28 protein-coding genes and 1 pseudogene are annotated in these 22,890 nt (G+C 65.4%); 22 read left to right on the top strand and 7 right to left on the bottom strand.

Going from position 1 to position 22,890, the window contains the following annotated elements:
- Positions 1–111: 111 nt before the first annotated feature.
- Positions 112–756 (bottom strand): glutathione binding-like protein, encoded by a 645-nt coding sequence (locus CK489_RS00165; RefSeq protein ID WP_095730876.1) that lies wholly within the window; start codon positions 754–756, stop codon positions 112–114.
- A gap of 100 nt (positions 757–856) precedes the next feature.
- Between CK489_RS00165 and CK489_RS00160 the strand changes: the two genes are divergently transcribed.
- The 4 genes and pseudogenes from CK489_RS00160 (at position 857) to CK489_RS00145 (ending at position 3,325) form a co-directional block, all read left to right on the top strand.
- Complete coding sequence (locus tag CK489_RS00160) at positions 857–1,516, top strand: TetR/AcrR family transcriptional regulator (RefSeq protein WP_095730875.1); 660 nt, start codon at positions 857–859, stop codon at positions 1,514–1,516.
- 90 nt (positions 1,517–1,606) lie between these two features.
- Positions 1,607–2,254, top strand: a complete 648-nt coding sequence (locus CK489_RS00155; RefSeq protein ID WP_095730874.1) for a dihydrofolate reductase family protein — start codon at positions 1,607–1,609, stop codon at positions 2,252–2,254.
- A 98-nt stretch (positions 2,255–2,352) separates the two neighbouring features.
- Positions 2,353–2,679: pseudogene (locus CK489_RS42075) on the top strand (ArsR/SmtB family transcription factor); the annotation flags it as partial.
- A 154-nt stretch (positions 2,680–2,833) separates the two neighbouring features.
- Positions 2,834–3,325 (top strand): SRPBCC domain-containing protein, encoded by a 492-nt coding sequence (locus tag CK489_RS00145; protein WP_095730873.1) that lies wholly within the window; start codon positions 2,834–2,836, stop codon positions 3,323–3,325.
- 192 nt (positions 3,326–3,517) lie between these two features.
- Here the strand turns inward: CK489_RS00145 and CK489_RS00140 are convergent, their stop codons facing one another.
- Positions 3,518–4,483 carry a 2-hydroxyacid dehydrogenase gene (locus CK489_RS00140; RefSeq protein WP_050629727.1) on the bottom strand — a complete coding sequence of 322 codons (966 nt, stop codon included), beginning with the start codon at positions 4,481–4,483 and terminating at the stop codon, positions 3,518–3,520.
- 89 nt (positions 4,484–4,572) lie between these two features.
- On the opposite strand from CK489_RS00140, the gene CK489_RS00135 reads away from it, so the two are divergent.
- From CK489_RS00135 to CK489_RS00110, 6 genes are all read left to right on the top strand, one after another.
- Positions 4,573–4,860: a hypothetical protein gene (locus CK489_RS00135; protein ID WP_095730872.1), complete on the top strand. Its 288-nt coding sequence runs from the start codon at positions 4,573–4,575 to the stop codon at positions 4,858–4,860.
- Between the two features lie 166 nt (positions 4,861–5,026).
- Complete coding sequence (locus CK489_RS00130) at positions 5,027–5,407, top strand: YciI family protein (RefSeq protein ID WP_050629806.1); 381 nt, start codon at positions 5,027–5,029, stop codon at positions 5,405–5,407.
- On the top strand, positions 5,404–6,681 hold the full coding sequence (locus CK489_RS00125; RefSeq protein ID WP_095730871.1) for an RNA polymerase sigma factor: 1,278 nt from the start codon (positions 5,404–5,406) through the stop codon (positions 6,679–6,681). Before CK489_RS00130 ends, CK489_RS00125 begins: the two co-directional genes overlap by 4 nt.
- Positions 6,682–7,037: 356 nt before the next feature.
- Complete coding sequence (locus CK489_RS00120; RefSeq protein ID WP_050629724.1) at positions 7,038–7,448, top strand: DoxX family protein; 411 nt, start codon at positions 7,038–7,040, stop codon at positions 7,446–7,448.
- Positions 7,449–7,481: 33 nt separating this feature from the next.
- Positions 7,482–8,018 (top strand): SRPBCC family protein, encoded by a 537-nt coding sequence (locus tag CK489_RS00115; protein WP_095730870.1) that lies wholly within the window; start codon positions 7,482–7,484, stop codon positions 8,016–8,018.
- A 77-nt stretch (positions 8,019–8,095) separates the two neighbouring features.
- On the top strand, positions 8,096–8,506 hold the full coding sequence (locus CK489_RS00110) for a VOC family protein (protein WP_095730869.1): 411 nt from the start codon (positions 8,096–8,098) through the stop codon (positions 8,504–8,506).
- Between the two features lie 216 nt (positions 8,507–8,722).
- Here CK489_RS00110 and CK489_RS00105 read toward each other — a convergent pair whose 3' ends face one another.
- Positions 8,723–9,139 carry a hypothetical protein gene (locus tag CK489_RS00105; RefSeq protein WP_430649190.1) on the bottom strand — a complete coding sequence of 139 codons (417 nt, stop codon included), beginning with the start codon at positions 9,137–9,139 and terminating at the stop codon, positions 8,723–8,725.
- Positions 9,140–9,242: 103 nt separating this feature from the next.
- Positions 9,243–10,256, bottom strand: a complete 1,014-nt coding sequence (cobT, locus tag CK489_RS00100) for a nicotinate-nucleotide--dimethylbenzimidazole phosphoribosyltransferase (RefSeq protein WP_095730868.1) — start codon at positions 10,254–10,256, stop codon at positions 9,243–9,245.
- 178 nt (positions 10,257–10,434) lie between these two features.
- Here cobT and cobS point away from each other — a divergent pair, with 178 nt between their 5' ends.
- Both cobS and CK489_RS00090 read left to right on the top strand, forming a co-directional pair.
- Positions 10,435–11,187 (top strand): adenosylcobinamide-GDP ribazoletransferase, encoded by a 753-nt coding sequence (cobS, locus tag CK489_RS00095; protein WP_095730867.1) that lies wholly within the window; start codon positions 10,435–10,437, stop codon positions 11,185–11,187.
- Positions 11,188–11,193: 6 nt separating this feature from the next.
- A complete protein-coding gene (locus tag CK489_RS00090; protein ID WP_095730866.1) occupies positions 11,194–11,763 on the top strand; it encodes a histidine phosphatase family protein in 570 nt (189 codons plus the stop codon).
- Here the strand turns inward: CK489_RS00090 and CK489_RS00085 are convergent.
- Together CK489_RS00085 and CK489_RS00080 are read right to left on the bottom strand one after the other, a co-directional pair.
- On the bottom strand, positions 11,760–12,545 hold the full coding sequence (locus tag CK489_RS00085; RefSeq protein WP_050629805.1) for an SDR family NAD(P)-dependent oxidoreductase: 786 nt from the start codon (positions 12,543–12,545) through the stop codon (positions 11,760–11,762). The genes CK489_RS00090 and CK489_RS00085 overlap by 4 nt on opposite strands.
- A gap of 165 nt (positions 12,546–12,710) precedes the next feature.
- On the bottom strand, positions 12,711–14,381 hold the full coding sequence (locus CK489_RS00080) for a methyl-accepting chemotaxis protein (RefSeq protein WP_050629717.1): 1,671 nt from the start codon (positions 14,379–14,381) through the stop codon (positions 12,711–12,713).
- Between the two features lie 486 nt (positions 14,382–14,867).
- On the opposite strand from CK489_RS00080, the gene CK489_RS00075 reads away from it, so the two are divergent.
- From CK489_RS00075 to CK489_RS00030, 10 genes are all read left to right on the top strand, one after another.
- Positions 14,868–15,521: a glutathione S-transferase family protein gene (locus CK489_RS00075; RefSeq protein ID WP_095730865.1), complete on the top strand. Its 654-nt coding sequence runs from the start codon at positions 14,868–14,870 to the stop codon at positions 15,519–15,521.
- A gap of 154 nt (positions 15,522–15,675) precedes the next feature.
- A complete protein-coding gene (locus CK489_RS00070) occupies positions 15,676–16,047 on the top strand; it encodes a nuclear transport factor 2 family protein (protein WP_050629715.1) in 372 nt (123 codons plus the stop codon).
- Between the two features lie 71 nt (positions 16,048–16,118).
- Entirely contained in the window at positions 16,119–17,327 is a 1,209-nt protein-coding gene (locus CK489_RS00065; RefSeq protein WP_095730864.1) for a serine hydrolase domain-containing protein, read from the top strand.
- A 123-nt stretch (positions 17,328–17,450) separates the two neighbouring features.
- Positions 17,451–17,867, top strand: coding sequence for a YciI family protein (locus tag CK489_RS00060; protein WP_095730863.1), 417 nt, complete (start codon positions 17,451–17,453; stop codon positions 17,865–17,867).
- A 155-nt stretch (positions 17,868–18,022) separates the two neighbouring features.
- Positions 18,023–18,448, top strand: coding sequence for a YciI family protein (locus CK489_RS00055; protein ID WP_050629712.1), 426 nt, complete (start codon positions 18,023–18,025; stop codon positions 18,446–18,448).
- Positions 18,449–18,593: 145 nt separating this feature from the next.
- Entirely contained in the window at positions 18,594–18,959 is a 366-nt protein-coding gene (locus CK489_RS00050) for a YciI family protein (protein WP_050629711.1), read from the top strand.
- A gap of 101 nt (positions 18,960–19,060) precedes the next feature.
- Positions 19,061–19,594 carry a dihydrofolate reductase family protein gene (locus CK489_RS00045; RefSeq protein WP_095730862.1) on the top strand — a complete coding sequence of 178 codons (534 nt, stop codon included), beginning with the start codon at positions 19,061–19,063 and terminating at the stop codon, positions 19,592–19,594.
- Between the two features lie 93 nt (positions 19,595–19,687).
- Positions 19,688–20,401, top strand: a complete 714-nt coding sequence (locus tag CK489_RS00040) for a TetR/AcrR family transcriptional regulator (protein ID WP_050629709.1) — start codon at positions 19,688–19,690, stop codon at positions 20,399–20,401.
- A 130-nt stretch (positions 20,402–20,531) separates the two neighbouring features.
- On the top strand, positions 20,532–21,023 hold the full coding sequence (locus CK489_RS00035; RefSeq protein WP_021080144.1) for a DUF2852 domain-containing protein: 492 nt from the start codon (positions 20,532–20,534) through the stop codon (positions 21,021–21,023).
- 152 nt (positions 21,024–21,175) lie between these two features.
- Positions 21,176–21,937 carry a serine acetyltransferase domain-containing protein gene (locus CK489_RS00030; RefSeq protein WP_245350205.1) on the top strand — a complete coding sequence of 254 codons (762 nt, stop codon included), beginning with the start codon at positions 21,176–21,178 and terminating at the stop codon, positions 21,935–21,937.
- A 29-nt stretch (positions 21,938–21,966) separates the two neighbouring features.
- Here CK489_RS00030 and CK489_RS00025 read toward each other — a convergent pair whose 3' ends face one another.
- A complete protein-coding gene (locus tag CK489_RS00025) occupies positions 21,967–22,725 on the bottom strand; it encodes a haloacid dehalogenase type II (protein WP_245350204.1) in 759 nt (252 codons plus the stop codon).
- Positions 22,726–22,890 lie beyond the last annotated feature (165 nt).

The following is a 22,890-nucleotide window of genomic DNA, read 5'->3' as shown; positions in this document are numbered from 1 at the left end:
CGTCAGATGCGATCCGGGTGACGGGGAGTCTCCGCGAGTTCGTCTCTTAGCGACCTCGCGGAAACTCCCCCTCATCCAACCTTCTCTCCGCAAGCGGGGAGAAGGAGAAGCTTACGCCGCCGCCTTGTGGCGGGCGATCTCGGCCTTGTAGAGCTCGAATTCTTCCGCCACCGCCTTCGCGACCGAGGGCCGCGACCGCAGGCGTTCGTAGTAGGCCTTCAGCGCCGGCCATTTCGCGAGCTCGATCGGCGGTGTCGCCATGGTCCAGTTGATGACCGTGACGAGATAGGCGTCGGCGACGCTGAAGTGGTCGAGCAGATAGTCGCGACCCTTCAGATGATCCTCGACATGGTCGAGCCGCGAGACGTATTTTTCCAGCGCGTAGGTCTTGGCCTCCGGCGGCGCCTTCTTGTCGAGCAGCGGCAGGAACAGGCCCTTGTGCAGTTCGGTGCCGATGAAGCACAGCCATTGATGCAGCTTCGAGCGCTCGGCGTTCGACGCTGTGCCGAGGCCGGCCCGCGGAAACTGGTCGGCGACATATTGCAGGATCGCGGCGTTCTCGGTCAGCACCACGCCGTCGTCGGTGCGCAGCGTCGGCACCAGGCCAAGCGGGTTGACCTTGTTGAAGTCGGAGCCGTCGTTGCGCACCTGCTTGGTCTTCGGATCGACTTCGAGGTAGTTGGCCGGCTGGCCCGCTTCATAGAGCGCGACGCGGGTCGCCATCGAGCAGGCGAGCGGCGAGAAATAAAGGTCCATGGGGTGCCTCCTTGGCGGTGTCCGGCGCGGGTGTCCCGGCCGTTGTTGATTTTTGTACTGTCCTGGATAATATTTGTCCGGTCAAGGAATTTAATGCGAAATGGTACAAAAAAGTAAGAAGCCGCCATCTGCTGCCAAAATTGCAGCGCCCGTCGCGCCGAAGCGGCGCGGGCGGCCGCGCGCCTATGAGCCCGAGGTCGCGCTCGGCAAGGCACTCGACCTGTTCAGGCGCGACGGTTTTGCCGCGACCTCGCTCGATGATCTGAGTGCAGCGACTGGCATGAACCGGCCGAGCCTCTATGGCGCGTTCGGCGACAAGCGCGAACTCTACATCAAGAGCTACCGGCGCTATCGCGACGACGCGCGCGCCGCGATGGTCGACATCTTCCGCGCCGATGCACCGCTGCGCGAGCGGCTGGAACGCATCTATCGCATCGCGCTCGACATCTATCTCTCCGGCGAGTCCGGCCCGCGCGGTTGCTTCACGGTGATGACGGCTGCGTCGGAGGCGGTGTCGGATCCAGATATCCGCGCCATGGTGCTGGAGGGTCTGACCGAACTCGACAAGGCGTTCGGCATCTGCTTCCGCCATGCCAAGGAGCGCGGCGAGCTGCCTGATGGCGCCGACCCGGCGGCGCTGGCGCACCTTGCATCCGCCACCATCCACACCATCGCGATCCGCGCCCGCGCCCGCGTGCCGCGCCGGGAACTCGAGGCGATCGTGAAGGGGGCCATCGACCTGATGTGCCGGGCCAATTAGAGGCGACAAAAATCTTCAGCAGCAAATGTCGGGTGCTGGTTTTCCGACCCGTCTTCCGTAAGGTCTCCCCACTCACGGAAACGGAACATCATGGGAAAAGTCAGGACTTCAGCATTCTCGGTCTCGATCGACGGATTTGGCGCAGCACCGCGTCAGAGTCTCGAAAATCCATTCGGCGAAGGCGGCATGGTGTTGCCCGGCTGGTTCCTCCAGACCCGGACGTTCCGCCAGACATTCGGCCAGGACGGCGGCAGCACCGGCCTCGATGACGAGATCGCGCGCAAGGCGATGGAGAATATCGGCGCCTGGATCCTCGGGCGGAATATGTTCGGTCCGATCCGCGGGCCGTGGCCGGATCATGCCTGGAAAGGCTGGTGGGGCGACAACCCGCCGTATCACACGCCGACCTACGTGCTGACCCATCACGCGCGGCCCGACATCGAGATGGAAGGCGGCACCACGTTTCACTTCGTGACGTCAGGCATTCACGCCGCGCTCGAGCGCGCGCGTGCCGTTGCCGGGGACAAGGACATCCGGGTCGGCGGCGGCGTGTCGCTGGTGCGCCAATTCCTAGAGGCACGCTTGCTCGACGAAGTGCAGCTGGCGCTGTCGCCGGTGCTGCTCGGCGCCGGCGAGAATCTGTTCGCAGGGCTCGATCTGCCCGCGCTCGGCTATGCCGTCGTCTCACACGTCGCGAGCCCGAACGCCACCCACATCACCTTCGCGCGCAAATCGTAGTCGGCTCGCGCCCGCGTCGGCGGCCAAAATTGGCCGTTGACGCGGAGCGCGTTTGGGCGTACTTAACCTATAGGTTATTTAACCAATGAGCTAAGTATATGCCGCTGGACCCCCTCAGTTCGACCTTCGCGGCGCTGGCCGATCCGACCCGGCGCGCGATCCTGGCGCGGCTCGCACTCGGCGAGACCTCGGTGATGGAGTTGGCAGAGCCGTTCGACATGAGCCTGCCGGCGATCTCCAAGCATCTGAAGGTGCTGGAGCATGCCGGCCTGATCTCGCGCGGGCGCGAGGCGCAGTGGCGGCCGTGCCGCATCGCGCCCGACTCGTTCAAGCAGGTCGATGGCTGGCTCGGGAATTTCCGCCGTTTCTGGGACGAGAGCTTCAACCGCCTCGACGGACTGCTCGAGGAGATGAAGGCGGAGGAGGCCGCGAAGGTCCCGCCGCGCAAGCGTAAAGGCAAAGCGTTTTCAAGCGAAGTGGGCACCGGTTCGCGTGAAGAAAACGCGTCAAAGCAAGAGTCCGGAGCTTCGTCCCGATCTGATCGGAACGGAGGTTCTGGTGTGACAAAGGAGAAGCAACGTGGACGCACGCGTGGATAAGACGCTGAAGATCACCACCCCGTCGGATTTCGAATTCGCGATGACGCGCCAGTTCGACGCGCCGCGGCGCTTCGTGTTCGATGCGATGACCAAGCCGGAGTTTCTGGTCCGCTGGCTGGGCTGCGAGACGCTCGCCATGCCGGTGTGCGAGGTCGACCTGCGGGTCGGCGGCGCCTATCGCTTCGTGTTCCGCTCGTCCGAGGGCATCGAGCATGAACTCACCGGCACCTATCGCGAAGTGGTTCGTCCGGAGCGGCTCGCGTTCGGCGAAACCTTCTCGATGCCGGGCTTCACCAGCGACGAATATCTGGTGATCTCGACCTTCGTCGAGGAAGCCGGCACCACCACGTTGACCACCACCATCCGCCATCCGACCAAGGAGGCGCGTGACGGCCATCTCAACTCTGGCATCGATAAGGGCGTCGCGCCCGCCTACGACCGCCTCGCGGAGGTGGTTGCCGAGATGGGCTGAGGCGGTGGACTCTCGACTTGTCGTCCCGGCCGAGTGCGCGCTTGCGCACGGAGCCGGGACCCATAACCACGTCTTGTCGTTGTCGCGGCAAGCTGGGGCCCCAGCTTTCTTGATCACGAACGTAGGTGGTTATGGGTCCCGGGTCGCGCTTCGCTTGCCCGGGACGACACTGCCTTTATGGCCCCGCCGGTCTTAGTATCCCCGCTTGCGATCGACCAGGTTCTCGAGCTCCCCGCCTTGCTCGAAGCGTGCGATCTGCGCCGCGACGTATTTCGAGATCTCGTCGGCGTCGGTGTCGGCGGCGTTGTGCGGCGTCAGCACCACCTTCGGATGGCTCCAGAACGGGCTCGCCTCGGGCAGCGGCTCGGTCTCGAACACGTCGAGCGAGGCGGCGCCCAGCGTGCCGTCGTCGAGCGCGCGCAGGATATCGGCTTCGTTCTGCAAGCCGCCACGGCCGGCATTGATGATCACGGGCGCGCCGAGCGGGCTGCTGCGGTTGAGTTTGGCGAATGCATCGCGGTTCAGTACATGGCGCGTGTCGGGCGTCAGCGGCAGCAGGCAGACCAGGATGTTGGTCGCGCGCAGGAATGCGTCGAGCCCGTCGGTGCCGTGGTAGCAATTGATGCCGTCGATCCGCTTCTCGCTGCGGCTCCAGCCGACCACGCGGAAGCCGAGCGCGCGCAGCGCCTGCGCGGCGGCCGCGCCGAGCGTGCCGAGCCCCATCACGCCGACGGTGATGGCGTTCGCCGCCCATTGATAGTCCGGCGCCCAGCGCTTCAATCGCTGCGACTCGCGCAAGTACAGCTCCTGGCGGTGATGCATCAGCACATGCAGCACGACATATTCGGTCATGCGGTCGGTGAGGTCGCCAACCGAGACCCGTACCAGCGGCACGTCGGGCAGCGAGCGGTCGGCCATCAGCGCGTCGACGCCGGCGCCGAGGTTGAAAATGACGCGCAGGTTCTTGAATGAAGCGAGCTCGCCGGGCTTCGGCTTCCACACCGCGGCATAATGCACCTCGGCGGGATCCAGCGCCGGGTCCGGCAGCAGCACGACGGGGCGGTCCGGGCAGATCGCGTCGAACCGCGCCTTCCAGCGCGCCGACGACCAGTTTTCCGAGCCGCCGTTGATCAGCAGCGCCAATGCGCCCTTACCCATCCAGATACCTCCAAGTTCAATGTGATTGATATCACAGAGCAGATCCGACCCGCTCCCTAGTCTCCTGCCATCAACCGGGGAGAACTTCCATGCGCAAACTGATCCTGGCCGCGGCCGTCATCATCGCCTCCGCCGCCACCGCTGACGCCGGCCAGAGCCGCGGTCTGGTGCTCGCGAACGCCGATACGCCCGCCCAGGCGCAACTGGCCGTTGCTCCTGACCAAGCCGAGGCCCAGCCCGCGCCGTCGCAGGCCCAGCCGACTGAGGCTCCGAGGGCGCACGTGTCGCGTCCGGTGAAGCGGAGCCAGGCGAGCCGTCGGGAGAGCGACGAAGCCAAGGCGCGCCGGATCGCCGCCCGCTACGGCGTCTACTGGTGATCGCAGCATCCTCGTTGCGGTGATGGCCTGGCGCGCCACCGCCATGGCTTTGCGACGAGCCTCGGCCAAAATCATCGGCGGCATCAGGAACCGAAATTTCTTTCGCGCCGCCTGTCGGCAGCGGGCATAATCGTTCGTTCTTGCAATGAACGGAGATGCCTTTTCGATGCTGTACGCCATCCTCTGCTATCATGACGAAGACATGGTCGGCTCCTGGAGCAAGGAGCATGACGCCTCGGTCATGCAGAAATTGTCCGTCGTGCAGGACAAGCTCGCCAAGCAGGGCAAGCTCGGCCCAGTGGCGCGGCTGTTGCCGACCACGGCCGCGACCACGCTGCGCAAGGAAAACCCGCCGCTGGTGCTGGACGGCCCGTTCGCCGAAACCAAGGAGCAGTTGCTCGGCTTCTATCTGGTCGAGGGCAAGAACCTCGACGAGGTGCTCGATATTGCGCGCGACCTCGGCGAGGCCAATCCCGGCGGTACCTATGAGATCCGTCCGGTCGGCTACTTCACTCCGGGGGGAGCCAAGGAGGGAATGAAGCCGTGAGCGTGACCGACACCGCCTGGATCGATGCCGCGCTGACGTCGGCGCGTCCCCAGGCGGTGGGCGCATTGCTGCGCTACTTCCGCAATCTCGATACCGCCGAGGAAGCCTTTCAGAACGCCTGCCTGCGGGCGCTCAAGAGCTGGCCGCAGAACGGGCCGCCGCGCGATCCGGCGTCGTGGCTGATCATGGTCGGCCGCAATGTCGCGATCGACGACATCAGGCGCAGCAAGAAGCAGGAGGCGCTGCCCGACGACGACCGGGCGATCTCCGACCTCGACGATGCCGAGGACGAGATCGCCGAGCGGCTCGACGGCTCGCATTACCGCGACGACATCCTGCGGCTGCTGTTCATCTGTTGCCACAAGGACCTGCCGCCGACCCAGCAGATTGCGCTGGCGCTGCGCATTGTCTCCGGCCTCACGGTGAAGCAGATCGCGCGCGCTTTCCTGGTCTCGGAAGCCGCGATGGAACAGCGCATCACCCGCGCCAAGGCGCGCGTCGCCGATGCCAACGTGCCGTTCGAGACGCCGGGCGCGGTCGAGCGCAGCGAGCGCCTCGCCTCGGTCGCAGCGATGATCTATCTGATCTTCAACGAGGGCTATTCGGCGAGCGGCGACACCGCCGAAATCCGCTCGCCGCTGTGCGAGGAGGCGATCCGCCTCGCTCGCCTGCTGCTGCGGCTGTTCCAGAGCGAGCCGGAAATCATGGGGCTGACCGCGCTGCTGTTGTTGCAGCACGCCCGCGCCGCCGCGCGCTTCGACGCCGACGGCCAGGTGATCCTGCTCGACGACCAGGACCGCAGCCTGTGGAACCAGAAGCAGATCGCCGAGGGGATCGCGCTGATCGACAAGGCGATGCGCCACCGCCGCAGCGGGCCCTATCAGGTGCAGGCCGCGATCGCCGCGCTGCACGCCCGCGCGGAAAAGCCCGAGGATACCGACTGGACCCAGATCGACCTGCTCTACGGTGCGCTCGAGGTGATGCAGCCGTCGCCGGTGATCACGCTGAACCGTGCCGTTGCGGTCTCCAAGGTGAGGGGGCCGGAAGCCGCGCTCGAGATGATCGAGCCGCTGGCGCCGCGGCTCGCCAACTACTTCCATTATTTCGGCGTGCGTGGCGCCTTCCTGATGCAGCTCGGCCGCAACGAGGAAGCCCGCATCGCTTTCGACCGCGCCATTGCGCTCGCCAACACCACGGCCGAAGCCGCCCACATCCGCATGCACATCGACCGCCTGATGCGCGACAGCCAGCCGCGCAACGTGAAGGCGAAGTAGCAGCGCGCGTCTTGTTGCGCGTTGTTCGTGTCCAGTCTGAGAGACTTCCCGTGCAGTACCCCTCTCCCTAACCCTCCCCCGCAAGGGGGGAGGGAACCCTTCCGCCGGTGTGTCCCTCACATGAGATCAACAACATCGTCAGCCGATCGTGTGAGGTGAGCACGAACGTCTGGCTTCCTCCCCCCTTGCGGGGGAGGGGTGGGGAGAGGGGTAAGCCCCAAGCGAGATGATCAAGGTACGCGTCGCTCTCGCAACTCTGGTGACGCCCTCCAAAAAAATCTTCCCGCGCAGTGTCGGCCTCTCATCTCACCGTTCGTCTTGATGACAGAGCATCACAAAGCGTTACGGAGCCCGTCATGCCGACGATCGTCGACACCGAAGTCTCAAAGCCCGCCCGCATCACCGGCCGTGTCATGAGCGGCGTGGTCATCCTCTTCCTGCTGTTCGATGGCGCCATCAAGCTCGTGCCGTTGCCGGTCGTCACCGAGACCATGGACAAGATGGGCTGGGGCGCGAGCGATACGCTGGCGCGCAGCCTCGGCATCATCACCATCGTCTGCACGCTGTTGTACTCGGTACCGCCGACCTCGATTCTCGGCGCGATCCTGCTCACCGGCTATCTCGGCGGCGCGATCGCATCGCATCTGCGGATCGACAGCCCGCTGTTCACGCATACGCTGTTCGGGCTCTATCTCGGCCTGATGGTGTGGGGCGGGCTCTATCTGCGCGACGGCAATCTGCGCGCGCTGTTGCCGTTCCGCCGTTAAGCTATTCCTCAAAGCATCCTTCCGGAGACAATCATGTTCGAGACCATTGCCATCGTTGCCGTCGTCCTCGCCGTCGCGATCGCCGTCATTCTCATCCTCGCGGCGACCAAGCCGAGCACGTTCCGCGTCACGCGTGCGACCAGCATCAATGCGCCGGCCGAGCGGATCTTTCCGTTGATCGACGATTTCCGGCAGTGGACGGTGTGGTCGCCCTACGAGAACCGGGACCCGGACATGAAGCGCAGCTACGACGGCGCCGGGCGCGGGCAGGGCGCGGTCTATGCCTGGGACGGCAACAAGAATGTCGGCACCGGCCGCATGGAGATACTGCAGTCGTCGGCGCCGTCGAAGGTCGTCATCAAGCTCGACTTCCTCAAGCCGTTCGAGGGCCACAACACCGCCGAGTTCACAATGCTGCCGCAGGGAGATGCGACCAGCGTCACATGGACCATGTATGGTCCGGCCGTCTTCATGTCGAAGGTGATGCAGGTGTTCATGAACCTAGACCACATGATCGGCAAGGATTTCGAGGTCGGTCTCGCCAATCTGAAGAAGCTGACGGAAAAATAGCGTTTTCGAGCGAAGTGGTTTACCGGTTCGCGTGAAGAAGACGCGCCAGAACCAGAACCTACCCCAGGGAGCATGCGATGCAGGTCAACCCCTATCTCTCCTACGATGGCAATTGCGGCGCCGCGCTGAACTTCTACCAGAAGGTGCTCGGTGCGCGGATCGAGGAAACCTATCCCTACGGCGAGGGCAATCCACAGATGCAGACGCCGCCGGGATGGAAGGACAAGATCATGCATGCCCGCCTCACGATCGACGGCGAGATCATTATGGCCTCTGACGCGCCGCCCGGCCATTTCCAGAAGCCGCAGGGCTTCCACGTCTCGCTGCAGGTCGAGGATCCCGCCGAGGCGGAACGCCGCTTCAAGGCGCTGTCCGAAGGCGGCACGGTCACCATGCCGTTCGGCAAGACCTTCTTCTCCAACGGCTTCGGCATGTGCGTCGATCAGTTCGGCATTCCCTGGATGGTGAACTGCCCGCAGGGGATGTAGGCCAACACTAAGTCCGTCCTGGCGCCGTGTATCTCATTCTATCGCCGTCGTCCTGAGGTGGCCGCTTCTTCAGCTGTCCTCGATGGATCGACGGCCACCAGCCGGCCGCACATCCCTCGAGGCTCGCTCCGCTCGCATCTCCAGCGACAAAGGCGAAGCCTTTGCGCGGGGATGACGGAATCGGTAGCGGCGGTTGTCAGGTCGGTCAGATAGCCCTTACCGGCACCGCGGATAGATCGCGGCCAGCTCGCGGCCGCGCAGCAGCAGCAGGCGCGAGGTCAGGCCGCCGCGGCGCACGATCCAGCCGCGCACCGGCGCCGGATAGGCCTGCAGCACCGCCTCGGACGCTTCCGGCTCCGCGTAGGTGCGGCCGCGCTGGTCGATCGAGCGTGCGGCGTGGAAGCCGAGCACGGCGCGCCGTGTCACGCAGATGCGGTCGCCCGGCACCATCGAGAGCACCAGCGTGCAGGCCGACAGGCACGGCCCGTCGATCACGACGCGCTCGCCGGACTCGCGAACCTTGTCGAACAGATCGATGAACGGACCGACCTGTCCGCCGGGGCTGGCGAGAATGCGAACGTCTGCTTCAGCGCTTGAGACATCGGCAAGCAGCGCCGCCATCCCCAAGATCATGATCGTCCAGATCGCCCCGATGCGCATGCGGCGGTTCCTTCCGTTGACGTCGCTCCGGCTCGTGCCAGGCGCCAGTTAGGCTAGCCCATGCGGCGACAGTTTGTCAGTCCGCGCCGGAGACGCCGGCCTCGGCAAAGGTCGCCATGCCGCCGTGGCAGGCGAGCGCCGCGCGCAGCAGCAGGATCGCAATCCCCGCGCCGGAGGCTTCGCCGAGCCGCATCTCGAGATCGAGCAGGGGCGCAAGCTGAAGTTCGCGCAGCAATTCGCGATGGCCGAGTTCGGCCGAGACGTGGCCGGCGCGGCAATGCGCGAGTCCATTGGGCGCCAGCCGCGCCAGCGGCAGCACCGCCGAGGTTGCGACGAAGCCGTCGAGCAGCACCGGAATCGATCTCGCACGCGCCGCCAGCACGGCGCCGAAGATGGCCGCAAGCTCGCGCCCGCCAAGCGCGACTGCGACGGCGAGCGGATCGTCGAGCAGGTTGCGATGCATTTTCAGCGCGGTGTCGATCGTGGTGCGCTTGCGCAGCAGGCCGGCATCGTCGACGCCGGTGCCGCGGCCGGCCCAGCGCGCGCCCCGCCCGCCCATCAATGCCGCGCACAGCGTCGCCGCCACCGTGGTGTTGGCAATTCCCATCTCGCCGACCACGAGCAGATCGCATTGTTCGGGCACCGTGCGCCAGCCGGTGTCGAGCGCAACCAGGAAATCGGCGCCGTCCATTGCCGTCGCCATGGTGAAATCGCGGGTCGGCCGCGCGAGCTCGAGCGCCTCGACGCGGAGCTCGGCCCCGGCCAGTTTTGCGATCTGGTTGATCGCGGCACCGCCCGCGGCAAAATTCGCCACCATCTGCGCGGTGACCTCGGACGGGTAGGCGGAGACGCCGCGCTCGGCGATGCCGTGATTGCCCGCGAACACCGCGATCGTGACCTGGTCGAGCCGGGGCAGTTCGCGTTGCTGCCAGCGCGCCAGCCAGATCGCAGCGTCCTCCAGCCGGCCGAGGCTGCCCGGCGGTTTGGTCAGGTTCTGCTGGCGAACCGTAGCGGCCGCGGCGCTGGCCTCGTCGCCTTGGGGCAGGTCGCGACAAAAGCTGCGGATGTCGTCTAGAGTACTGAACTGCATGCGATTCCCTCGTCGAGCGGGCCGCAAGCTAAAGCATGATCCGGAAAGGCGTGAAGCGGTTTTCCCTCCTGACAAACGCCTGGCGTTTGTGCGGAGATCATGCCCTAACAAGAAGCTCAAGCGCGATGAGATTGAGCCCGATCCCATCGCGCTTTAGCCCAATTTCCAGGCCTTCACCATGAATCAATGGCTCGACGATCTCAGGATCGCCACCGCCTTCCTGACCCGGCTGCCGATGCCGCATCCGGACGGCGCGCGGCCGGAGAGCTTTGCGCGGGCGCAGCGGCTGTTTCCGCTGGTCGGGGCCGGCATCGGGGCTGCGATCGGCCTGTTCTGCCTGCTGCTGCGGTCGATCGGCGTGCCGGACCTTGCCGCGGCGGCATTGGCGCTCGGTGGAGCTGCGCTGTTGACCGGCGCGCTGCATGAGGACGGGCTTGCCGACGTCGCCGACGGGTTCGGCGGCGGCCGCGATGTCGCGGCCAAGCTCGAGATCATGCGTGACAGCCGGCTCGGCACCTATGGCGCGCTGGCGCTGTTGGTGAGCTTTGCCACCAAGCTTGCGGCGCTGGCTGCGCTTTCCGACGGCATCGTGGTGCAGGGCCTGATCGCGGCGCATGCGCTCGGCCGCGGCGTGCTGCCGTGGATCGCGATCAGCCTGCCTTACGCCCGGAAAGATGGTCTCGCCGCCAATGCCGGCCGGCCCGATGGTGCGATCGCGGCGGTCGCGGCCGGCATCGCACTTTTGATCGCAATCCTTGCTCTGCCCCTGGGCAGCGCGCTGCTGGCGGCGATCGCGGCCGGCGCCAGCGCACTGATCATAATGCAATTGGCAAGGCGGCAGATCGGCGGCCAGACCGGCGACGTGCTTGGCGCTGCCGAGCAGGTCGCGGAGACTGCGATCCTGGTGTTGCTCGCAGCGCGGTTGGGGTGAGCAGCAATGGATCACGAAACGCATCTCTGGCTGATCCGCCACGCGCCGGTCGACGGTCCGCGCGGTGTGATCCATGCACCGGATGCGCCGGCGGACCTCGGCGATGCCGCGGCCTTCGCCGCGTTGCAGGCGCGGCTTCCGATTGAAGCGGTCGCGGTCTGCAGCCCGGCGCGTCGCACCACCGAGACCGCAGCCCGGCTCGGTCTCACGGCAACGAAAGACGACGCTTTTCGCGAGCAGGATTTCGGCGAGTGGACTGGCCGTCGCCACAGCGAGATCGAGCAGGAGCTCGGCGCCGAGGCCTATCGCGCGTTCTGGAATTCGCCGGGGACCAACCGGCCGCCTGGCGGCGAAAGCTTTGCCGACCAGATCGCGCGTGCGCGGACAGGGCTAACTCGCCTGCCGGCAGGCGACGTCGTACTGGTCGTGCATTCCGGCACCATCCGCGCGATCCTCGCGATCGCACTCGATCTCGCGCCGGAGCTTGCGCTGCGCTTCGTGATCGACCCGCTGTCGCTCACGCGGATCGACCGGTTGTCGGATGCGTGGCGTGTCGTTGCCGTGAACGGGCGTTAGCCATTTCGCCGCTCGCCGCGCAGGGTCGGCAGGCCGATGCCGGCAGCGTCGAAGCCGCCGTCGACGGCGAGGATCTGTCCGGTGATGTAGCTTGAGCGATCCGAGCACAGGAAAAAGATTGCCTCTGCCAGCTCCTCTTCCAGCCCATAGCGGTTGAGCGGGATGGCGTCGTGATAGTCGGCGCGGATCTCCGGCGTGTGCACGGCCTTGGCCATCGCGGTCTCGACCGGTCCAGGCGCCACGCCGTTGACACGGATGCCGAGCGAGGCGAGCTCGACCGCGAGCTGCTTGGTGAGGTGCGCGAGGCCGGCCTTGCTGGTGCCGTAGGCCGAGCGCAGCGTCGAGGCGCGCACCGCCGAGATCGAGGTGATGTTGACGATCGCGCCGCCATGCTCGCGCATCGCCGGCGCAGCCGCCTTGGTGCACAGGAACGGGCCGGTGAGGTTGACCGCCATGATCCGGTTCCAGTCGGCGTCGGAGGTCTCCAGCACCGGCGCGAACACCGCCGTGCCGGCGTTGTTGACCAGCGCGTCGAGCCGGCCGAAGCGGGCCGTGATCGCGGCAATCGCCTTGGTCACTCCATCGGCGTCGGATACGTCGCAGGTCAGCGCCAGGGTGGCGTCGGGCTGCTTGAGCGCCGCAACGGCGCTTTCCAGCAATGCGCCCTCGATGTCGAGCAGCGCGACGCGCCAGCCGTCAGCAAGAAAGCGCTTCGCCGCGGCAAGCCCGATGCCGCGCGCGGCGCCGGTCACGAGCGCGACTTTGTGTGCTGAGGGGGTCATCGGGCGGTCCATCGGTTCGGGCAGGAAGCTCCGACCGTCTGCGACCTTTACCGTAGCGTGTCAACCCAGGGGAGGTGCTTCGTCCCGAGAAGACGGAAAGGCGCGTCTCGAAGGATGCGCGACCCCCAGCCCGGGCCGTTCATCCTTCGAGGATCGCACCGCTGCCTACGCCGCGAGCTCGGCGGAGGCGCGCTGCATGTTGGTGGACATGTCCTGCGTCACGATGCTCTGCTCCTCGACCGCCGCGGCGGTGGAGGTGATGTATTCGTTGACGCCGGCAATCGCAGCCTTGATCTCGGAGAGCGAGCTCGCCACCGCGGCGGCGATCGAGTTCAGCGCATCGATTTCCGAGGAGATCGTGTCGGTCGCCTGCTTGGCCTGGTTGGCGAGGCTCTTCACCTCGGAGGCGACCACCGCAAAGCCGCGGCCGGCTTCGCCCGCGCGCGCCGATTCGATCGTGGCGTTGAGCGCCAGCAGGTTGATCTGCCCGGTGATGCTCGAGATCATCTCGACGATGCCGCTCATCGCTTGAGCGGCGGCATTGAGCTTCTGCGCCTGGCCGTCGGCAGCCTCGACGCGGCCGGTGGCGACCGCGGCGTTCTGCTTCGACTTGGTCATGGTCTCCGAGATCTCGCGGATCGAGGCGCTCATCTCCTCGCTGCCGGCGGCAACCGCCTCGATCAGGCCGCGCGCGCTGTCGGCCTTCTTGCGGCCGATCGCCTGCGCGGTGATGTCGGTGGCGTATTTCACCACCTTGTAGGGCTTGCCGTTGGGATCGAGGATCGGATTGTAGGAGGCCTGGATCCAGATCTCGCGGCCGCCCTTGGCGATGCGCTTGTACTCGGCGGCCTGGAACTCGCCGCGGTTCAGTGCGCCCCAGAATTCGCGATAGGCCTGCGAACTCGCCTCGACCGGCTCCACGAACATGCTGTGATGCCGGCCCTGGATCTCGGCCAGCGAATAGCCCATCGCGGCGAGGAAGTTCGGGTTCGCGGAGCGGATCGTGCCGTCCATGTTGAACTCGATCACCGCCTGCGACTTGCCGATCGCATCGATCTGGCCGTCATTGTCGGCTGCCTTCAACTTCTGCTGCGTCACGTCGGTTGCGAATTTGACGACCTTGAACGGCTTGCCGCGGTCGTCGAGGATCGGATTGTAGCTGGCGAGGATCCAGATCTCCTTGCCGCCCTTGGCGATGCGCTTGAACTCGCCGGACTCGAGCTCGCCGCGGTTGAGCCGCGCCCAGAAATCGCGGTAGGCCGCGCTGTCGCGGTCGGCCGTCGGCATGAACATGCTGTGATGCTTGCCCTGGATCTCAGCGAGCGAATAGCCCATCGCGCCGAGGAAGTTCTCGTTGGCGTTGACGATGGTGCCGTCCATGTTGAACTCGATCACCGCCTGGGCACGGCCGATTGCGGCGATCTTGCCGGCATCTTCCATGCTGTGGATCTTCTGCGAGGTGATGTCGGTGGCGAATTTGATGACGCCGACCGGCTTGCCACCCTTGTCCATGATCGGGTTGTAGGAGGCCTGGATCCAGATCTCGCGACCGCCCTTGGCGATGCGCTTGTACTGGGCGGCCTGGAATTCGCCGCGGTTCAGCCGCGCCCAGAATTCGCGATAGTCGTGGCTGTCGCGGGTGGCGGGTTCGACGAACATGCTGTGGTGCTTGCCCCTGATCTCGTCGAGCGAGTAGCCCATCGCGTTCAGGAAGTTCTCGTTGGCGGTGACGATGGTGCCGTCGAGCTTGAACTCGATGACGGCCTGCGACTTGCCGATCGCTGCGGCCTGCGCCAGCGCACTGTCGATGTTTGCCTTGTTGCTGAAACTGAACATCAGGGCTCCGTGAATGTTCAAATGAAACGGGATGGAAAAGCGGATCGCGGCAACTCAAGGAAAGGTTGCAGCGAGCCGTTTAGCATCGGTAAAGCCTCGCGCCTGGCACGAACTGCACAACGCGCAATGGCTCGTGCGCATCTATTTCAATTTGCGAAGTAATTCTTTCATGTGCACGTTATCATCCATAGTCGGCATGCGATGTTTACCGTAATCTTACGGACGAAAATCGACGACAATTTTGATCTGATGTGAATCATCGGAACGGCCGGCCTTCAGCACCGCTGATAGACCCATCACGAAGTTTAATATGGCTGACTGCGTCACGGCTTGATTCAACACTTCGATTCGCGCTCTCGACCAATGCGCGTTCGCGGCGATGCGTACGCTTCGCGCCCGGCGACAACAAAATGAATCGCGGCACGAGATGTCGGCGGGGTGGTCCGTGGATCGTCCTCGGGGCACTGGTTCCATGATGGAGTTCTGATGTCACTCACCCTGCATTACCACCCGCTGTCCTCGTTCTGCTGGAAGGCGCTGGTCGCGCTCTACGAGAACGGCGCCCCGTTCACCCCGCACATGGTCAATCTCGGCGATCCCGCCGAGCGCGCGGCGCTGCTCGCCTTATGGCCGATCGGTCGCTTCCCCGTGCTGCGCGACGAGGCGCGCGGCGAGACGGTGCCTGAATCCAGCATCGTGATCGAATATCTCGACCGGCATTATCCCGGCACCGTCAGGTTGATCCCTGAGAGCCCGGAGCTCGCGCTACAGACCCGGCTGCGCGACCGCTTCCTCGATCTCTATGTCCATCTGCCGATGCAGAAGGTCGTCGGCGACCGGCTGCGCCCCGCGGACAAGAAGGACCCGCATGGCGTCGCCGAGGCGCGGGCGCAGCTCCGCACCTCCTATGCGATCCTGGACCAGTACCTCGCGCATGGCGGCTGGATGATGGGTGAGCGCTTCTCGCTGGCCGATTGCGCAGCCGCCCCGGCACTGTTCTACGGCAACAAGGTCGAGCCGATCGGGGAGGGCCACCGCCATCTGGCGGCCTATCTCGAGCGGCTGAAGGCGCGGCCGTCTTTCGCGCGCGTCCTCAACGAGGCCGAGCCCTATTTCGGCATGTTCCCCCAAGAATCCTGACCAAGTCCTGACCGGGAACCCTGGTCCGGTCCCGTCCCGAAAATAAATGACGGCGCGATGTCGCTTTCGCGCCGTTCCATTCGTCTTGTACCTGAGGCCCGGGTTCTGGAGCGCTTGGCGCTCCGGAGGCCCGGGCGATCTGTGTGGAGACGACATGGCTGCAACTGGCAACAGGGCGGAGATCATCCGCTCCCTCTTCGCCGCCTATCTCGCCAATGACCGTGCGAGCGTCGAGGCGGCGTTCGCGGAGGATTTCCGCTTCTCGACGCCCTATGGCGAGAACATCGACAAGCCGCGCTATTTCGCCGAGTGCTGGCGCGACTCGGGCTGGATCGGCCGCCACGAGATCGAGCGCATCATGGTCGACGGCGTGGAGGCCTTCGTCACCTATCGCTGCGTGGCGAAGGACGGCAAGAGCTTCCGCAACACCGAGTTCTTCGTGTTCGACGGCGACAAGGTGTCGCGGATCGACGTCTATTTCGGTCCGTCGCATCAGGACGGCGAACTCGTCAGGCAGGAGCGATAGACGGCTCCTGTGACATCGCCTGCTCGATCATGGTCATCGGGCGGGTGCGGCTTTTGTGAAGGAAACCCAAAATGACCATTGCGAGTGAAAACGGTGGCCTGTCGCAGGCCCGGCTCGGGCGCATGCGCGAGGTGCTGGCGCGCCACATCGATGATGGCGACGTCCCGGGCCTCGTGGCGCTGGTCAGCCGTCGGGGCGAGATCCATGCCGATGTGCTCGGACGCATGGCGGTGGGCGGGCCGCCGATGCAGCGCGACACCATCTTCCGCATCGCCTCGATGACCAAGCCGGTGACGGCGGCCGCAGCGATGATTTTGGTCGAGGAATGCCGGCTCAGGCTCGACGATCCCCTCGATCGCTGGCTGCCCGAGCTCGCCGACCGCAAGGTGTTGCGCACCATCGAATCCGGGATCAATGACACGGTGCCGGCCAAGCGCGCGATCACGCTGCGCGACCTTTTGACCTTTCGTTTTGGGCTCGGCATGATCCCGGTGTTTCCGGCGCGCTATCCGATCCAGATGGCGATCGCGGACGCCGGCTTCGCGCCCGGGCCGGTGTTTCCGTCGTTTCCGCCGGACGAATTGCTGCGCCGCTACGGCACGCTGCCGCTGGCCTATCAGCCCGGCGATCGCTGGCTCTACGATACGGGGAGTCAGATCCTCGGCGTCTTGATCGCGCGCGTTGCCGGAATCTCGTTCGCGGGCTTCCTGCAGGAGCGGATCTTCGGGCCGCTCGGCATGAACGATACGGCTTTCCATGTGCCGCAACACAAGCTGTCGCGGTTTGCGACCTGCTATGCCCGCGACCATGCGACCGGCGCGCTGAAGGTGTTCGACGAGCCGGCAACCGGCAAATACGCAGCACCGCCGGTGTTCGAGAACGGCAGTGCCGGGCTGGTGTCGACCGCGGACGATTTCAACGCCTTTGCCCAGATGATGCTCAATGGCGGACGGCTCGGCACCGAGCGCATCCTGTCGCGTCCCTCGGTGGAGCTGATGACCTCGAACCAGATCACGCCGGAACAACAGCTTGGCGCCGAGCTGTTACTTGGTGCGTCGCGCGGGTGGGGTTTCGGGCTGTCGGTCGTCACCGCGCGCGACGATCTCTGCCATGTGCCGGGCAGTTATGGCTGGGTCGGCGGCTATGGCACCTCCTGGTATTCCGACCCGTGCGAAGCGATGACAGGAATCCTGCTGACCCAGCGCGTGATGGATGCTCCGCAGCCGCCCGCGGTGTTTTCCGATTTCTGGACGCTCGCCTACCAGGCGATCGATGACTAGCGCAGAGCCTGCGTCAATGACGTCGAAGATAATTTCAATGGTCGTGTCGGGAGCGCAAACCGTCCGTCGTCTTTCAACCGAGCGCCGGTGCTGAGATCGGCAGAGAGACAACGGAGCACGACGATGAAGTTCATGGTGATCGTGAAGGCGAACAGGGATACCGAGGCCGGCGTGATGCCGAGCACCGAGATGCTTGCCGCAATGAGCAAGTTCAACGAGGAGATGGTCAAGGCCGGCGTGATGCAGGCAGGCGAGGGGCTGCATCCGACCAACAAGGGCGCGCGGGTCAGATATGCCGGCGGGCAGGGCACCGTGTCGCGCGGACCGTTCGGGCTGAGCAGCGATCTGGTTTGCGGCTTCTGGCTGATCGAGACCAAGTCGCTCGATGAGGCGATCGACTGGATGAAGCGCGCGCCGTTCGACAGCGGCTCCGAGATCGAGATCCGACAGGTATTTGCCGCCGAGGATTTCGGCGAGGCACTGACACCGGAGTTGCGCGAGCAGGAAGAGCGCTTGCGCGCGCAGGCAGGCAAGAAGTGACACCCGACGTCATTCCGCGATATCGCGCAGGCGGTGCGACCCGACTACATGACCTCCGTCGCAAGTCCTGGATTCCGGGTCTGTGTCTGGTGGCACATCGGGGAATGACAAGGGTGAAAATTGCGAGTGCTTCAACAGATAAGGAAATCCGACCAATGCGTTTCATGATGCTGATGATCCCGCTCGGCTACGAGTCCGCCCCCGCCAAGCTCGAGCTCGACCCCGAACGGGTCGCCGCGATGATGCGGTACAATCAGGCGCTGAAGGATGCCGGCGTGCTGATCACGCTGGAGGGTCTGCATCCGCCTGCCGCCGGCGCGCGCGTCAAGTTCGATGCCGGTGAGCCCGTCGTGATCGACGGTCCGTTCACTGAGGCCAAGGAAGTGATCGGCGGCTTCTGGATGATCGAGGTCGCCTCGCGCGCCGAAGCGATCGAATGGGCGAAGCAGTGCCCGGCCACCGCGAACGAGATGATCGAGATCCGCCAGGTGCAGGAGATGGCCGACTTCTCCGAGGAGGTGCAGCAGGCGGCCGCCACCTTCGAGCATCCGCAGGGCGGCTGGGGCAAGGCGCTGCGCTAGCGCATGATCCGGAAAAGTGCGCAGCGGTTTTCCGGAAAGATCATGCGCAGAGCAGAAGAGCCGAACAAGATGCGATGCCGCCGCACAGCGTCATCGCGCCAGCAATCGATCGTTGCACCATCAACCACCACAACGGAGAACCACGATGAGCACCAACACTTTCCTCGCCGTCTATCTCGGCGGCGGCAAAACCGGCGCGCGGATGGCAGCCTGGAACGCGCTGCCCGAGGCCGAGCGCCGCACCAGGGAGCAGCAGGGCATGGCCGCGTGGGGCGCCTGGGTCGAGAAGCACCACGACGTGATCGTCGAGATGGGCGGACCGCTCGGCAAGACCAAGAAGGTGGGGTCCGACGGCACCACCGACATCGCCAATCTGATGACCGGCTTCACGGTGGTGCGCGCGCCCTCGCATGAGGCGGCGGCCAAACTGTTCGAGAACCATCCGCACTTCTCGATCTTCCCGGGTGAAGCCGTGGAGATCATGCCGGTGCTGCCGATCCCCGGGCGATAGTACCGGGGCGACAGAGCCGCAAACTCGAAGCACCTCTCCCGCCTGCGGCGGGAGGGGTCTTTTCTTCCGAACTTGGGTTGGTTGGATGGGGGTCTTGCGCGATGGCGAAGCTCGTCTTTGGATTGAACCAGTCGCTCGACGGCTATGTCGATCACGACCAGCCGATGCCGCCGGCACCTGGGCTGTTTCGTCATTTCATCGAGCAGGTGCGCGGCACGACCGGCATGTTGTACGGCCGCCGCATGTACGAGGTGATGCGCTACTGGGACGACGACCTCCCCGATTGGAACGCGGAGGAGCGCGAGTACGCGGCCGCGTGGCGGAGCCGGCCAAAATGGGTGGTGTCGCGTTCGCTGACGTCGGTCGGGCCCAACGCGACCCTGGTCGCGGGCGATCTCGGGGCGGCGGTGCGCGAATTGAAGGCCCGGCTCGACGGTGAGATCGAAGTTGCGGGACCGGAGCTCGCGGGACGTTTGACCGAGCTCGGCCTGATCGATGAGTATCAGATCTACCTCCGGCCAGTCGTGCTCGGGCGCGGCAAGCCCTTCTTCGCCGGCCCCCGTGCCCCGCTGCGCCTCGTGGCAAGCGATCGGCTGGGCGAGAGCACGATCAGGTTGACCTACGTCTCCGCCTAGTCGCGCATTCGGCCCGCCGGTCCGTTAATCTTGATGATCGCATGATCCCGCCGCTAGTGACCTTTACCGCCGGCTCATGTAAAAGCCGTTCACATGAGCTGGCGCAAGGACCAAGGCCGCGCCGAGCGCGGCTATCATCACGGCAATCTCAAAGAGGCGTTGCTGCAGGCCGCCCTCGACCTGATCTCGAAGAAGGGGCCTGCCGGCTTCACCTTCGCCGATGCCGCGCGCATGGCCGGCGTCAGTCCCGCCGCGCCCTATCGTCACTTCCGCGACCGCGACGAACTGATCGCCAGCATCGCGCAGCGCGGCTTCGAGCAATTCGAGTCTTTGCTGACCCAGGCTTGGGATGACGGCCGCCCGGATACCGTCACGGCGTTCGAGCGGGTCGGCAAGGCCTATCTCGCCTTCGCGCGCGAGGAGCCCGCGTTCTATTCCGCGATGTTCGAATCCGGCCTGCCGCCTGATGCGAATCCAACGCTGATGGCCGCAAGCGAGCGGGCGTTCGCGATCATTCGCGCCGCCGCAGAGCGGCTTGCGGCGCTGGCGCCGCCGGGCATGCCGCGTCCGCCGGCGATGATGATGGCGCTGCACATCTGGTCGATGTCGCACGGCGTCGCCTCGCTGTTCGGCCGCGGCGATGCCGCGCGGCGCAAGCTGCCGATGTCGCCGGAGGAATTGCTCGAGGCCGAAGTGCTGATCTATCTGCGCGGCCTCGGCTTCCGGACCGACCAGAGGCCTGGAACCGCGGCCGCCGACGACAAGCCGGCAGGCGAGAAGGCTGGTCCGTGGGGCAAGCCGAAATAAGGTTCAACGGCTAAGCCAAAAATAATCCGAGGGGTGCGTCATCCGCGCTGCTTGACTTTCCCGGGGGATGGGCTACCTATGTAAATGTTATTTACATTCACAACGGCGTGATGCCGTGATGGAGAAGGAAATGGCCTACACCGCTGATGTCAATCGCTGGCGCGGCCCCGTCGAAGAGCCCTACCGTCCCTACTTCTACGCGACGCCGTGGCATCCCCTGAAGATCGCCGGGATCATCCTCGGCTTCATGATCTGGTGGCCGATCGGCCTCGCCCTTCTCTTTTTCACACTCGGGAGCAGAAAAATGGCCTGTTGGAGTCACAACGACATGGATCGCTGGCAGAACAAGATGGAGCGCATGCAGGACAAGATGGAGCGGATGAAGAGCCGCATGGAGCGCCGCGGCTTCCCGTTCGGCGGCTTCGGCCCGCCCTCCAGCGGCAACCGCGCCTTCGATGAATACCGCCAGGACACGCTGCGCCGTCTCGAGGAAGAGCAGGTCGAGTTCAAGAACTTCCTCGATCGCCTGCGTCACGCCAAGGACAAGGAAGAGTTCGACGCCTTCATGGCGCAGCACAAGACCCGTCCGACCCCGCCGAACGACCAGCCGCCGCAGAGCTGATCACGCGAGGCAAGTGCTAGCCTTCAGGCGATGTGCCCCCATAGAACCTGATGGCCCTGAGCCGCCCGTTTGCGATGAGCAAGCGGGCGGTTTGCATTTTGGTGCGGCCATGCCCACTGTATCGTTCGGGATCGGACGATGAGGCGAAGGTGATGGCATCCGCGACGATGAGTTCTGACGATCTCTGGCTTGCGATCCGGCGCGAGGCGGAAGCTGCTGTTGTCGCCGATCCCTTTCTCGAAGCGTCGGCCGCCTTCATCCTCGACCAGGGCGATTTCGGCGGCGCGCTCGCATTCCTGATCGGCCGGGCGATCTGCCGCGCTGATGTCGATCGCGCGCAGTTCGTGCGGACCGCCCGCGAGGCGTTCGCGGCCGAGCCAACGCTGGTCGATGCCGCGGCGACCGATCTCGTGGCGATCGTGCGCCGCGATCCCGCGATCACGGGTCTGCTGCCGCCGCTCCTCAACTTCAAGGGCTACGTCGCGCTGCAGGCCTGGCGTGTCTCGAACTGGCTGTGGCGCTTCGATCGCCCCGACCTTGCGCTGTTGATGCAGAGCGCGACTGCGGATCAGCTGCAAATCAGCATTCATCCTTCGGCCCAAATCGGAACGGCGGTGTTCCTCGATCACGGCACCGGCATCATCATCGGCGCGCTGGCCTCGGTCGGCGACGAGGTCACGATCCTGCAGAACGTCACCATCGCGCGGCATCAGGACGATCCGCGCCACGCTCCGACGATCGGCCGCGGCGTGCTGCTTAGCGCCGGCGCCACTGTCATCGGCAACCTCAGCATCGGCGATTTCGCCAAGATCGGCGCCGGTGCGCTGGTGACGTCGGATGTCCCCGCCGGCTGCACCGCCGTCGGCGTGCCGGCGCGGCTGACCAATTGCGCGGAGGCGGGCGCGCCGGTGTAAGCCGGGCACACTGACTCACCCGCGCATCGTCACGCCGGCCCGAGCGCGTCGGCGAGCTGCGTAAAGCTGTCGACATGCAGGTCGAACCAGGGCTCCGGCGCGACGTCCACCTTCGCCGCCGGTCCGAACTCCAGCGGACGAGCGACGAACGCTGTGCGCATGCCGAAGGCGCGGGCCGCCTTCAGATCATATTTGTGGCAGGCGACCATCAGGATCTTGTCGGCAGGATAGCCGAGATAGTCGACGGCGAGCTGATACACCGCCGGTGACGGCTTGTAGCTGCGCGCAAGCTCGGCGGTCAGCACGGCATCGAACGGCAGCCCGGCGTGCTTGACCACCGCCACCACAGCGGCCATGCCGGCGTTCGACAATGTCGAGGTCACGAACCGGCGGCGCAGCCGCGCCAGCCCGTCGACGCTGTCGGGCCACGCATCGAGCTTGCTCCACACCGTGTTCAGTTCGTCGCGCTCGTCCCTGGAGAAAGCTTTCGAGAGCTCGTGGCGATCGAGCAGCACATCCAGCGCCTCGCGATAGATGCGGTCCACCCTGATCCACGGCCGCTTGCCGGCGATCACGTCGTCGAGCGCGGCACGATAGAGATCGCGCCACTCGCTTGAGAGTTTTGCCCAGTCGAGCGCGAGCCCCTTCGCGGCGTTGACGGCTTGCCCGGCACGCAGGATCGGCTGGTAGAAGTCGACGCACGTCCCCTGGACGTCGAACGCGATCGCGCGGATCTCATCGCGCCACGTCGCGGCCCTTGCCGGCTGCATCCCCGTCATCGCGGCCATGATCGATAGTCCCCCTGCGGTCACAAAGCTTCGTCTGGTCAGATCGGGTAGCACGGTTCTGTCCCCGGTTGCGGTATCGGAGGGCGGCGCGCGTCAGGTGGGCAAGCCAGTCAGGCTCCCTCTCCCGCTTGCGGGGGAGGGTGGGGTGGGGGCTCTCTCCGCGAG

This window comes from Bradyrhizobium sp. UFLA03-84 (assembly GCF_002289535.1).
Taxonomy (GTDB): Bacteria; Pseudomonadota; Alphaproteobacteria; order Rhizobiales; family Xanthobacteraceae; genus Bradyrhizobium; species Bradyrhizobium viridifuturi.
The sequence above is the reverse complement of the archived record's forward strand: the minus strand, read 5'-3'. Positions and strand labels throughout refer to the sequence as shown.

What these genes read in the sequence shown, in the direction of transcription:
- CK489_RS00165 (WP_095730876.1), bottom strand. Translation starts at nt 756, where the DNA reads ATGGACCTTTATTTCTCGCCGCTCGCCTGCTCGATGGCGACCCGCGTC.
- CK489_RS00160 (WP_095730875.1), top strand. Translation starts at nt 857, where the DNA reads ATGGTACAAAAAAGTAAGAAGCCGCCATCTGCTGCCAAAATTGCAGCG.
- CK489_RS00155 (WP_095730874.1), top strand. Translation starts at nt 1,607, where the DNA reads ATGGGAAAAGTCAGGACTTCAGCATTCTCGGTCTCGATCGACGGATTT.
- CK489_RS00140 (WP_050629727.1), bottom strand. Translation starts at nt 4,483, where the DNA reads ATGGGTAAGGGCGCATTGGCGCTGCTGATCAACGGCGGCTCGGAAAAC.
- CK489_RS00135 (WP_095730872.1), top strand. Translation starts at nt 4,573, where the DNA reads ATGCGCAAACTGATCCTGGCCGCGGCCGTCATCATCGCCTCCGCCGCC.
- CK489_RS00130 (WP_050629806.1), top strand. Translation starts at nt 5,027, where the DNA reads ATGCTGTACGCCATCCTCTGCTATCATGACGAAGACATGGTCGGCTCC.
- CK489_RS00120 (WP_050629724.1), top strand. Translation starts at nt 7,038, where the DNA reads ATGCCGACGATCGTCGACACCGAAGTCTCAAAGCCCGCCCGCATCACC.
- CK489_RS00115 (WP_095730870.1), top strand. Translation starts at nt 7,482, where the DNA reads ATGTTCGAGACCATTGCCATCGTTGCCGTCGTCCTCGCCGTCGCGATC.
- CK489_RS00110 (WP_095730869.1), top strand. Translation starts at nt 8,096, where the DNA reads ATGCAGGTCAACCCCTATCTCTCCTACGATGGCAATTGCGGCGCCGCG.
- CK489_RS00105 (WP_430649190.1), bottom strand. Translation starts at nt 9,139, where the DNA reads ATGATCTTGGGGATGGCGGCGCTGCTTGCCGATGTCTCAAGCGCTGAA.
- cobT (WP_095730868.1), bottom strand. Translation starts at nt 10,256, where the DNA reads ATGCAGTTCAGTACTCTAGACGACATCCGCAGCTTTTGTCGCGACCTG.
- cobS (WP_095730867.1), top strand. Translation starts at nt 10,435, where the DNA reads ATGAATCAATGGCTCGACGATCTCAGGATCGCCACCGCCTTCCTGACC.
- CK489_RS00090 (WP_095730866.1), top strand. Translation starts at nt 11,194, where the DNA reads ATGGATCACGAAACGCATCTCTGGCTGATCCGCCACGCGCCGGTCGAC.
- CK489_RS00085 (WP_050629805.1), bottom strand. Translation starts at nt 12,545, where the DNA reads ATGACCCCCTCAGCACACAAAGTCGCGCTCGTGACCGGCGCCGCGCGC.
- CK489_RS00080 (WP_050629717.1), bottom strand. Translation starts at nt 14,381, where the DNA reads ATGTTCAGTTTCAGCAACAAGGCAAACATCGACAGTGCGCTGGCGCAG.
- CK489_RS00075 (WP_095730865.1), top strand. Translation starts at nt 14,868, where the DNA reads ATGTCACTCACCCTGCATTACCACCCGCTGTCCTCGTTCTGCTGGAAG.
- CK489_RS00070 (WP_050629715.1), top strand. Translation starts at nt 15,676, where the DNA reads ATGGCTGCAACTGGCAACAGGGCGGAGATCATCCGCTCCCTCTTCGCC.
- CK489_RS00065 (WP_095730864.1), top strand. Translation starts at nt 16,119, where the DNA reads ATGACCATTGCGAGTGAAAACGGTGGCCTGTCGCAGGCCCGGCTCGGG.
- CK489_RS00060 (WP_095730863.1), top strand. Translation starts at nt 17,451, where the DNA reads ATGAAGTTCATGGTGATCGTGAAGGCGAACAGGGATACCGAGGCCGGC.
- CK489_RS00055 (WP_050629712.1), top strand. Translation starts at nt 18,023, where the DNA reads ATGCGTTTCATGATGCTGATGATCCCGCTCGGCTACGAGTCCGCCCCC.
- CK489_RS00050 (WP_050629711.1), top strand. Translation starts at nt 18,594, where the DNA reads ATGAGCACCAACACTTTCCTCGCCGTCTATCTCGGCGGCGGCAAAACC.
- CK489_RS00045 (WP_095730862.1), top strand. Translation starts at nt 19,061, where the DNA reads ATGGCGAAGCTCGTCTTTGGATTGAACCAGTCGCTCGACGGCTATGTC.
- CK489_RS00040 (WP_050629709.1), top strand. Translation starts at nt 19,688, where the DNA reads ATGAGCTGGCGCAAGGACCAAGGCCGCGCCGAGCGCGGCTATCATCAC.
- CK489_RS00035 (WP_021080144.1), top strand. Translation starts at nt 20,532, where the DNA reads ATGGCCTACACCGCTGATGTCAATCGCTGGCGCGGCCCCGTCGAAGAG.
- CK489_RS00030 (WP_245350205.1), top strand. Translation starts at nt 21,176, where the DNA reads ATGGCATCCGCGACGATGAGTTCTGACGATCTCTGGCTTGCGATCCGG.
- CK489_RS00025 (WP_245350204.1), bottom strand. Translation starts at nt 22,725, where the DNA reads ATGGCCGCGATGACGGGGATGCAGCCGGCAAGGGCCGCGACGTGGCGC.